Origin of the sequence: Streptomyces sp. NPDC047515, assembly GCF_040643055.1 — a bacterium.
Lineage (GTDB): Bacteria > Actinomycetota > Actinomycetes > Streptomycetales > Streptomycetaceae > Streptomyces.
This window is the reverse complement of record NZ_JBEYTM010000109.1, coordinates 1-9,762: the sequence shown is the minus strand read 5'-3', so window position 1 is coordinate 9,762 and position 9,762 is coordinate 1. Positions and strand designations below refer to the sequence as shown.

General features: G+C 68.9%; 6 protein-coding genes and 1 pseudogene. 5 read left to right on the top strand and 2 right to left on the bottom strand.

Going from position 1 to position 9,762, the window contains the following annotated elements; all coding sequences use genetic code 11:
* Window positions 1-259 precede the first annotated feature (259 nt).
* Window positions 260-1,558: an aldolase gene (locus ABZ826_RS37975; RefSeq protein ID WP_361458977.1), complete on the top strand. Its 1,299-nt coding sequence runs from the start codon at window positions 260-262 to the stop codon at window positions 1,556-1,558.
* 103 nt (window positions 1,559-1,661) lie between these two features.
* Here the strand turns inward: ABZ826_RS37975 and ABZ826_RS37970 are convergent, their stop codons facing one another.
* Window positions 1,662-2,690 carry a LacI family DNA-binding transcriptional regulator gene (locus ABZ826_RS37970; RefSeq protein ID WP_361458979.1) on the bottom strand — a complete coding sequence of 343 codons (1,029 nt, stop codon included), beginning with the start codon at window positions 2,688-2,690 and terminating at the stop codon, window positions 1,662-1,664.
* Window positions 2,691-2,869: 179 nt separating this feature from the next.
* Here ABZ826_RS37970 and ABZ826_RS37965 point away from each other — a divergent pair.
* Window positions 2,870-3,787: pseudogene (locus ABZ826_RS37965) on the top strand (ROK family protein); the annotation flags it as partial.
* 106 nt (window positions 3,788-3,893) lie between these two features.
* Here the strand turns inward: ABZ826_RS37965 and ABZ826_RS37960 are convergent.
* On the bottom strand, window positions 3,894-5,930 hold the full coding sequence (locus tag ABZ826_RS37960) for an NPCBM/NEW2 domain-containing protein (protein ID WP_361458975.1): 2,037 nt from the start codon (window positions 5,928-5,930) through the stop codon (window positions 3,894-3,896).
* Between the two features lie 266 nt (window positions 5,931-6,196).
* On the opposite strand from ABZ826_RS37960, the gene ABZ826_RS37955 reads away from it, so the two are divergent.
* Genes ABZ826_RS37955 through ABZ826_RS37945 form a run of 3 tightly spaced genes read left to right on the top strand, consistent with a single transcriptional unit; the run spans window position 6,197 to window position 9,361 of the window.
* Window positions 6,197-7,486 carry an ABC transporter substrate-binding protein gene (locus tag ABZ826_RS37955; protein ID WP_361458973.1) on the top strand — a complete coding sequence of 430 codons (1,290 nt, stop codon included), beginning with the start codon at window positions 6,197-6,199 and terminating at the stop codon, window positions 7,484-7,486.
* A 46-nt stretch (window positions 7,487-7,532) separates the two neighbouring features.
* Window positions 7,533-8,447, top strand: a complete 915-nt coding sequence (locus ABZ826_RS37950; protein ID WP_361458971.1) for a sugar ABC transporter permease — start codon at window positions 7,533-7,535, stop codon at window positions 8,445-8,447.
* Complete coding sequence (locus ABZ826_RS37945) at window positions 8,444-9,361, top strand: carbohydrate ABC transporter permease (RefSeq protein ID WP_361458969.1); 918 nt, start codon at window positions 8,444-8,446, stop codon at window positions 9,359-9,361. The genes ABZ826_RS37950 and ABZ826_RS37945 overlap by 4 nt, the downstream gene beginning before the upstream one ends.
* The last annotated feature ends 401 nt before the right edge of the window (window positions 9,362-9,762 follow it).

The following is a 9,762-nucleotide window of genomic DNA, read 5'->3' as shown; positions in this document are numbered from 1 at the left end:
TTCGACCTCGTCGACTACGGCGTCGTCGGCGACCTCTTCCAGGTCGTGCCCCAGCTCACCGACGAGGTCAAGTCCCGCAAGGGCTGACCCCCTCCTCCCCAGCAGCTCCCGACGGTCCGGGGCCGTGTGGTGTGTACTCACCACACGGCCCCGGACCGCTTTGGATCACCATTGACGCAGATCCGACGGCCTTATAACTTCACTATACGGATTGTTGATTCCGGGAAGCGGAAACAACGTGACTGTGGAGGGTGTGGAAATGGGTCAGCAGGAGAAGGTGGCAACGAGCCTCGCCGGTGCGGTCAGCGAGGAGATCAGCGCCTCCCTCACCGCGGTCGACGCCGAGCTCGCCCGTCGCTACCCCGGGGACCCGGGGACGCGTCAGCCTGTCCACACGGTCTATGTCCCCGGCGACACGTTCGCCTCCGGCACCATCCGCTCGTGGGGCGACCAGGCTCTGCGGGCCCTCGACGAGCACGCCCCCGACGCGGGCTCGTTCGCCGCCGCCCTCGGCATCCCGGACGAACTCGCCGCGCCCGTCCACGACCGGGTGCGCGCCAAGCTGGAGCGCGAGCCCGTCGAGGACCTGCGCATCGACTTCGAGGACGGTTACGGCCCCCGCCCCGACGCCGAGGAGGACGAGGACGCGGCCCGCGCCGCCCGGCTCGTCTCGGAGGCGTACCGGGACGGTACGGCGGCCCCGTACATGGGCATCCGGATGAAGTGCATGGAGGCGGCCGTGCGCGACCGCGGCATCCGCACCACGGACGTCTTCCTCACCGGTCTGATGCAGGCGGGCGGTCTGCCCGACGGACTGGTCCTGACCCTGCCCAAGGTGACCTACCCCGAGCAGGTCACCGCCTTCGTCCGGCTTCTCGAAGCGTTCGAGAGCACGCACGGGCTGCCGGCCGGCCGGCTCGGCTTCGAGATCCAGATCGAGACCAGCCAGTCCATCCTCGCCGCCGACGGCACCGCCGCCGTCGCCCGCATGATCGACGCCGCGCAGGGCCGCGCCACCGGTCTGCACTACGGCACCTTCGACTACAGCGCCTGCGTCGGCGTCAGCGCCGCCTACCAGGCCAGCGACCACCCGGCCGCCGACCACGCCAAGGCCGTCATGCAGGTTGCTGCCGCGGGCACCGGCGTACGGGTGTCCGACGGCTCGACCAACGTCCTTCCGGTCGGTCCCACCCACCAGGTCCACGAGGCATGGCGGCTCCACTACGGCCTCACCCGCCGCGCCCTGGCCCGCGCCTACTACCAGGGCTGGGACATGCACCCGGGGCACCTGCCCACCCGCTACGCGGCCGTGTACACCTTCTACCGCGAGGGCCTGGAGCAGGCCGCCGCGCGCCTTGCCGCGTACGTGGCCAAGGCCGGTGGTGACGTCATGGACGAACCCGCCACCGCCAAGGCGCTCAGCGGATACCTGCTGCGCGGCATCGACTGCGGCGCCCTGGACACCGCCGAGGTCGCCCGCCTGACCGGACTGACGCGCGCGGACCTGGACGCGTTCGCGTCGCCGCGCCGGGGCGGGCTGACGGTGACCACGCCGTAACGGCACAACGCACACCGGCCGCACCGTCCCCTGAACGGCCGCCGTATGCGACGCCTCGACCCGGCCCCGGGCGCGGCGGCGCCCGAGACGGCTGACTGCCCGTTCAGGCGGGCGCCAGTTCGCCCGAGCCGCGGGGGATGAGCGTGGTGGGGATCTCGACGCGTGCCGGGGCATGGTCCGCGCCGTCCAGGCGGCGGAAGAGGTGCTCGGCGGCGGTGCGGCCGACCGCAGCGGCGTCCTGCGAGATGACGGTGATGCCGAGCAGGTCGGCCAGTTCGATGTCGTCGAAGCCGACCAGGGCGATCCGGCGTTCCTGCTCCGCGAGGACCCGCACCGCCGTCACCGTCACCCGGTTGTTGCCCGCGAAGAGCGCGGTGACGGGTTCCGGGCCGGAGAGCATCTCCTCGACGGCGGCGCGGACCCGGCCGGGGTCGGTCGAGCCGAGGGAGACCCAGGAGTCCTCGACCGCTGTCCCGGCGTCCGCCATGGCCGCGTGGTAGCCGCGCAGCCGCTCGGTCGCGGTCTGGATGCGCGGCTGGTCACCGATGAAGCCGATCCGGCGATGGCCGTGCGCGATCAGCTGCGCGACGCCCTCGCGGGCACCGCCGAAGCTGTCGGAGAGGACCACGTCGGCGTCGATCCGGCCGGCCGGCCGGTCCACGAACACCGTGGCGATGCCGGCCCTTATCTCCGGTTCCAGATACCGGTGGTCGTCGCCCGCCGGAATCACGATGAGCCCGTCCACCCGGCGCGCGCACAGGGCGAGCACCAACTCCTGCTCACGCTCCGGGTCCTCGGCGCTCGAACCGTTGATGAGCAGCGCGCCATGTGCACGGGCGACCTCCTCCACCGCGCGGCTCAGGGGCCCGTAGAAGGGGTCGGCGAGATCCTCCAGGACCAGGCCGATCGAGGCGGTGCGGCCCTTGCGCAGGACCCGTGCGCTGTCGTTCCGGCGGAAGCCGAGTGCCTCGATGGCTTCCTGGACCCGGCGTTCGGTGTCGGGCGTGACTCCCGGCTCGCTGTTGACCACACGAGAGACCGTCTTGAGGCCCACTCCGGCACGGGCGGCCACATCCTTCATGGTCGGCCGGTTGCCGTAACGGGTCTCGGAGTGACGGGCGGTCTCGGCCACGGTGCGCTGTCCTGTCGTCGGGGGCGGGCGGTCCGGCGGTCCCGCGAGCGACGCCGCGGAGAGGCCGGGGACTCTGCTGTCGAGCATAGGCCCTGGACAACGTTGTCAGCTGAATGGAGACTGGGGAGGCTGTTTACCGAAGCCGCAGGTCCCCGCCACCTACTCACGGAGCCGCACCGATGCATACCGACCTCGTCGCCGCGCTGGACATCGGCGGCACCAAGATCGCCGCCGCGCTGGTGGACGGCAGCGGCGCGCTCCTCGTGCGGGCGCAGCGGCCGACGCCCGCCCAAGAGAGCGCCGAGACGGTGATGGGGGCCGTGACGGAGGTGCTGGCAGAACTGTCCGGATCACCGCTGTGGGGGCGGGCGAGGGCCGTCGGGATCGGCAGCGCGGGCCCGGTGGACGCCTCGGCCGGCACGGTGAGCCCCGTCAACGTGCCCGGCTGGCGTGACTTCCCACTGGTGGCACGGGTCGGCAAGGCGGTCGGCGGTCTGCCCGTCGAACTGGTCGGCGACGGCGTCGCGATGACGGCGGCCGAACACTGGCTGGGCGCGGCCCGCGGCTACGACAACGCACTGTGCATGGTCGTGTCGACCGGTGTCGGCGGCGGACTCGTCCTCGGCGGAAGGCTGCACCCCGGTCCCACGGGCAACGCGGGGCACATCGGTCACGTCAGCGTGGATCTGGACGGCGATCCGTGCCCGTGCGGTTCGCGCGGCTGTGTCGAGCGCATCGCCAGCGGACCGAACATCGCGCGCCGGGCGCTGGAGACCGGCTGGCGGCCCGGACCGGACGGCGATGCCTCGGCCGCCGCCGTGGCCGCCGCCGCGCGCGCCGGGGACCGGATCGCACTCGCCTCGTTCGAGCGCGCCGCCCAAGCGCTCGCCGCCGGCATCGCCGCCACCGCCACGCTCGTCGAGATCGATATCGCGGTGATCGGCGGGGGAGTGGCCGGAGCGGGCGACATCCTCTTCACTCCGCTGCGCCATGCCTTGGGCCGGTACGCCACGCTCTCCTTCGTGCGGCAGCTCACGGTGGCCCCGGCGGTGATGGGCACCGACGCGGGACTGGTGGGCGCGGCGGCCGCCGCGATCCGCGTGGGCGGGGGCGCGGCGGTGGCGGTCGACGAGCCGGGGCCCGACCGGCGATCGGGGGCGCGTGACATCGCCGCGCCCCCGACCCCCGGTCACCTCCCCGCCGTCAGCAAGTGATCCGCAGATCGGCCCAGTCCGCGTGGTCGGAATCGATGCCGTCCCCGCCGTCGGTGACCACCAGACGTACGACCTGCGCACCGCTCACATCCGCCGGGAGCGGTTGCGCGGGCATCGCGTTGGTCAGCACGCCGGTCGACGCCGCCTTCGTGCCGTCGGCCCACACCTCGAAGGCGACCGTGCCCTTGGCGCCCTTCTCGTCGTCGATTCCGACCTGCGCCGTCACGGCGCTGCACGCCCCGCCGGTGTAGAACTCGACGGTGCTGTCGGCGTGCACACCGAGGCCCTTGGCGAAGACCGTGCCGCCGATGGTGAGCGGATTCCCGTCGCCGGCCTTGTTCTCACCGTTGCTGGTGTCCTTCTCGACCGGACCCCAGCCGTTGGTGGCGGAGAGCATGGGCAGATCGCTCATGTGGCTGACACCCGACGGTGGTGCGACCACCACGTGCGCCCGGAACGGGACCGCGGACGTCACCCGTGTCCCGGCCGGTGAGCGGTATCGGGCGGTGAGCGTCAGGTCGTACGTACCGGAGGCCGTGCCCCCGGGCGCCGTCAGCTGCCAGCGGGTGGTCAGGGCCCGGCCGCTGGGCAGGGTCGGCGATCCGGTCGGTGAAACCGCCCTCACCCGCCAGCCCGAGGGGCCGGTGAGAGCCGCAGACACCCCCGTGGCGGGGGTGCGGCCGAGATCCGTCACCGTCGTCGTGAGCGCGGCGGTGCGACCGGCCTCGATCAACGGGTTCGCGTCTACGCCGAGTTCCACGGCGGGCGGGTGCGCGGCCCACTTGCGGTCGGCGGCGATACGCAGCAGCACGGTGCCGTGTGCCGGGACGGTCGCCGAGACGCCGCCCGCGGTGTTGTACGTCGTGTGCTCCCACAGGTCGCGCATCGTGTACGCGGTCGCCCTCGGCAGCCCCACGGCCTCGGCCGTCGTCGAGATGCGCTGCGCGCCGCCGGTCTCGTTGAAGAGGGCCACGACGCGGCTGCCGTCCTGCATGTCCTTGGTGACGACCCAGCGCCCGCCGGTGGAGGAGAGCACGGTGGCCTGCTTGCCCAGCGGGTCCTGATCCACCGCGATGACCTCGTGGTTGGAGAGGATCTCGAAGGTCTCCGGACTCGCTTTGCGCAGATCGGAGCCGATGAGCAGCGGGGCCGCCATCACGGACCACATGGAGAAGTGGGTGCGGTACTCCGTGTCCGTCATGCCGCCGTTGCCCACCTCAAGCATGTCGGGGTCGTTCCAGTGTCCCGGGCCCGCGGCGGCGGCGAGGGGCAGATTCTGCTTCATGATCGACAGCATGCTGCCCCAGCTGTCATTGATGTCGCCGGTCGTGCGCCAGAGGTTGCCGAGTTCACCGGCCCACTCCCAGGGCTTGTTCTCACCCCATTCGCAGATGCTGTAGACGATGGGGCGGCCGGTCGCCGCCAGTGCGTCGCGCATCGTCGTATAGCGCTTCTTCGCGTCGACCCCCTGGTTGTTGCAGTTGTCGTACTTGAGGTAGTCGATGCCCCAGTCCGCGAACTGCCGTGCGTCGCTGTACTCATGGCCGAGCGCACCCGGAAGCCCCACGCTGTCGCAGGTCTTGGTGCCGGCGCTGGTGTAGATGCCGATTTTCAGGCCCTTGGAGTGGACATAGTCGGCGACGGCCTTGATGCCGTTCGGAAAGCGTTGCGGATCGGCCTCCAGTTCGCCGTCCGCATTGCGCTGCGGCTTCGCCCAGCAGTCGTCGAGATTGACGTACTGGTAGCCGGCTTCCTTGAGGCCCTTCTCGACGAAGATGTCGGCGATGCCCTTGACCATCGATTCGTTGAACTCGGCGCGACAGTGCGTGGAGTTCCAATTGTTGAACCCCATCGGAGGGGTGAGCGCCAGACCGTTGTCGGCCCGCGGGGCCGGTGCGGGCGCGGGAGCGGGCGAGTCGGCGGTGGCGGGAACGGAAGTCCCCGCAGCACAGAGCAGCCCGGCCAGCAGCGCTCCGATGACTGTGCGATGGCTGGTTCGGGTTGTACGGGTTGGAAGATGACGCATCGTTACGTTCCTCCACACTCATGCATGATCGGATGACGGCATGTGCACGCCAATGCGTGCGATTACGTTAGGGCGTGTTGAAGTGTGTTGGAAGGGCGGCAGTGCCGGTTGTTCGGTATCTCGTCAAAACCCTTGACGACACGATCACTTGGGGGTGAGATCCAATCGCACGTTCGGTTGTGTTGGGTTGCATCCCAGAGGAGTTGGGCATGACGCAGTCTGATTACGACAGGTCAGGTGTGCCGGGCAGCTTCGCAGGACATCGGATGTCCCGACGAAGTCTGTTGCGTGCTGCCGCGGTGGGCGCGGGAGCCGTCACTCTTCCCTCGCTGCTCACCGCCTGTGGGAGCGGCCCCGGTGGTGACGGAAAGACGATCACCCTGGGTTCGAATTCGTCCGACCCCATTCCGAAGAAGGCCTTCGCCGACGCTTTCGCGGCGTACGAGGCCCAGTCGGGCGGGCGGAAGGTGAAGGTCAACACCGTCGACCACAACACCTTTCAGGAGAACATCAACCGGTATCTGCAGGGCAAGCCGGACGATGTCTTCATGTGGTTCGCGGGCTACCGGATGCAGTTCTTCGCCCAGAAAGGACTGCTGCACGACATCAGTGACAACTGGCAGGACTACAAGGGCTTCTCGGACGCTCTGAAAGCCCAGTCCACCGGTGCGGACGGCAAGCAGTACCTCACGCCCTACTACTACTATCCGTGGGCCGTCTTCCACCGCAAGAGCCTGTTCGCCGACCGCGGCTACCAGGCCCCGAAGACGCTCGACGAGTACGTGGCTCTCGCCAAGCAGATGAAGAAGGACAAGCTCGACCCCATCGCCTTCTGCGACAAGGACGGCTGGCCCGCCATGGGCACCTTCGACTACATCGACATGCGGACCAACGGCTACGAGTTCCACAAGAGCCTGATGGCGGGCGAAGTCGCCTGGACCGACAAACGGGTCAAGGAAGTCTTCGACACCTGGCGCAGGCTCTTGCCGTACTGCCAGCAGGGGGCCAACGGCCGTACTTGGCAGGAAGCCGCCACCAGCCTCCAGAAGAAGGAGGCCGGCATGGCCGTGTTCGGCCTGCCGCACCCCGGCGCCCAGTTTCCCGAGGGCGAACAGGGCGACATCGACTTCTTCCCCTTCCCGATCATCAACCCGGAACACGGACAGGAGGCGGTCGAGGCGCCCGTCGACGGATTCCTGCTGGCGAAGAAGTCGAAGAACCTGAAGAACAAGAAGTCCCTGGCGAGCGCCAAGGACCTGGTCAAATGGCTGGCCACCGGGAAGGCCGAGGACATCTACCTGAAGAGCGACCCGAACAACATCGCGGTCAGCGACCAGGCGGACACCTCCGCGTACTCACCGCTCCAGAAGAAGGCCGTGGAGCTGGTCTCCGGGGCGAAGCAGATCTCCCAGTTCCTGGACCGGGACACCCGGCCGGACTTCTCCTCCACGGTCATGATCCCGGCGATCCAGAGGTTCATCAGCAACCCCAACGACGTGGACGGTCTGGTCAACGACATCGAGCGGCAGAAGAAGACCATCTTCGCCGCCGACTGATCCAGGACGTCCCCGATGGAATCCGACCGAACCTGGAGTACCGACCGTGTCGTTCATCTCGGCGCGGCGCACCGGACGGCGGGTCACGCGGCGGTTCACCGGCCGCGACCTCGCCGTACTCGGTGTGCTGCTCGGCATCCCCGTACTGCTCGACATCGCCGTCGTGTGGGGGCCGACCCTCGCCTCCGTCGTGCTCTCCTTCACCAGCTGGGACGGCATCGGTGACATCAAGTGGGTCGGTACGCGGAACTACGCGAACCTCTTCACCAACTACCCGCAGTTCTGGCCCGCCGCCCGGCACAATCTGCTCTGGCTCGGCTTCCTCGGTCTGGTGGCCGCGCCCTTCGGGCTGCTGCTCGCCGTACTCATCGACAGGGGTGTGCGTTTCAGCCGTTTCTACCAGTCGACCCTCTACATGCCCGTCGTGCTGTCCCTCGCCGTGGTCGGCTTCATCGCCCAGTTGGTCTTCTCCCGCGACCAGGGTGCCCTCAACGCGGTCATCGGGGACACGCGGTCGCCGACCGACTGGCTCGGCGACCCGGACCTGAACATCTGGATGGTTTTGCTGGCCGCGGCCTGGCGGCACACCGGCTATGTGATGATCCTCTACCTCGCCGGACTCAAGGCCGTCGACCCCTCGCTGAAGGAGGCCGCGGCGATCGACGGGGCGAGCGAGGCCCAGACCTTCTTCCGCGTCGTCCTCCCCACGCTGCGGCCGGTCAACGTCATCGTCGGCGTTATCACCGTCATCGAGTCCCTGCGAGCCTTCGACATCGTGTACGCCGTCAACCACGGCCGCAACGGACTCGAACTTCTCTCCGTGCTCGTCACCGACAACATCATCGGTGAGGCCAGCCGCATCGGTTTCGGCTCCGCCATCGCCGTCGTCCTGCTGGTCGTCTCCCTGGGATTCGTCGCGACGTACCTGGTCCAGGAACTCCGAGGGGAGAAGAACCGTTGACCGTTCACACCGCCCCCGCCCGCCCCAGCGCCCCGCCGGCGCCACCGGCCGTTCGGCGCCGCGTCCGCCCCGGCAGGATCGGCGTCCACGCCTTCCTGATGGCGGTCTCCCTCGCCTTCCTCGCCCCGCTGCTGCTCGCGGTGTACGCCTCGCTGCGGCCGTACGACGAGACCTCGGCGCACGGCTACTTCTCGCTGCCGCGCCACCTCTCCCTGGACTACTACCGTCAGGCGTTCTCCGACTCCGGCATGACGAAGTACTTCGTCAACACCATGATCATCGCGGTTCCGGGGGTACTCGTCACCCTCTTCCTCGCCTCGTTCGTGGCCTTCGCGCTGGCTCGCCTGCAGATGCGCGGCGGGCTCGTCCTGCTCATGCTCTTCACCGCCGGGAACCTGCTGCCGCAGCAGGTGATCGTCACACCGCTGTACGTCGTGTTCAACCGCATCCCGCTGCCCTACTGGATGTCCGACTCGATGACGATGTTCGACTCGTACTGGGCCGTCGTCACCGTCCAGGTCGGCTTCCAGCTCGGCTTCTGCGTCTTCGTGCTGGCCAACTTCATGCGCACCCTGCCGCGGGAGATCCTGGAGGCCGCCGTCGTCGACGGCGCGGGCGTCTGGGCCCAGTACTGGCGGATCACCCTGCCGCTGTGCCGCCCGGCCCTGGCCGCGCTCGGCACCCTCCAATTCACCTGGATGTACAACGACTTCCTGTGGGCCCTGGTCTTCATGTCCGACGGCGACAAGCTCCCGATCACCTCGGCGCTCAACAATCTCCGCGGCCAGTTCTTCACGGACTACAACCTGCTCGCCGCCGGTTCGGTCATTGTCGCCCTGCCGACGCTCGTGGTCTTCCTGCTGCTTCAGCGCCACTTCATCGCGGGCCTCACACTGGGTTCGAGCAAGGGGTAGTCCGGCTCTCGGCGGCCCCGGTCCGCCGGCAGCCGGACTCGTACGGACGGAGGGACGCCGCTGGTTCAGGGCGGGGATCCCGGCGCGGAAGCCGACCGCGGACGGTGCGGAGGGACACCGTCCAAGGGCATCCGGCGGTCCCTTTCGGCAACAGCGTCGCGACAGCCGGGTTTTCGCGGCAGGGTGTTGCGGGCAAGCCACAGAGGGCTACGGAAGAGGGGGAACCGTGATCGTCTGGATCAACGGTGCGACCCGGAAAGTCGCTGGTCAGCGGCTTACCTGCTGGAACGTCTTGTGGGTATCTAGCCTAACCTCGGGCTTTCGCGTGGCCGGGTGTCCGATGCGTGATCGGAAACGCGAAGAGTGCTCCTGACCTGCGACGATGGGACTTGTCTAGGGTC

Coding starts and splice junctions, on each gene's coding strand:
- ABZ826_RS37960 (WP_361458975.1), bottom strand. CDS start 5,930: ATGCGTCATCTTCCAACCCGTACAACCCGAACCAGCCATCGCACAGTC.
- ABZ826_RS37975 (WP_361458977.1), top strand. CDS start 260: ATGGGTCAGCAGGAGAAGGTGGCAACGAGCCTCGCCGGTGCGGTCAGC.
- ABZ826_RS37955 (WP_361458973.1), top strand. CDS start 6,197: ATGTCCCGACGAAGTCTGTTGCGTGCTGCCGCGGTGGGCGCGGGAGCC.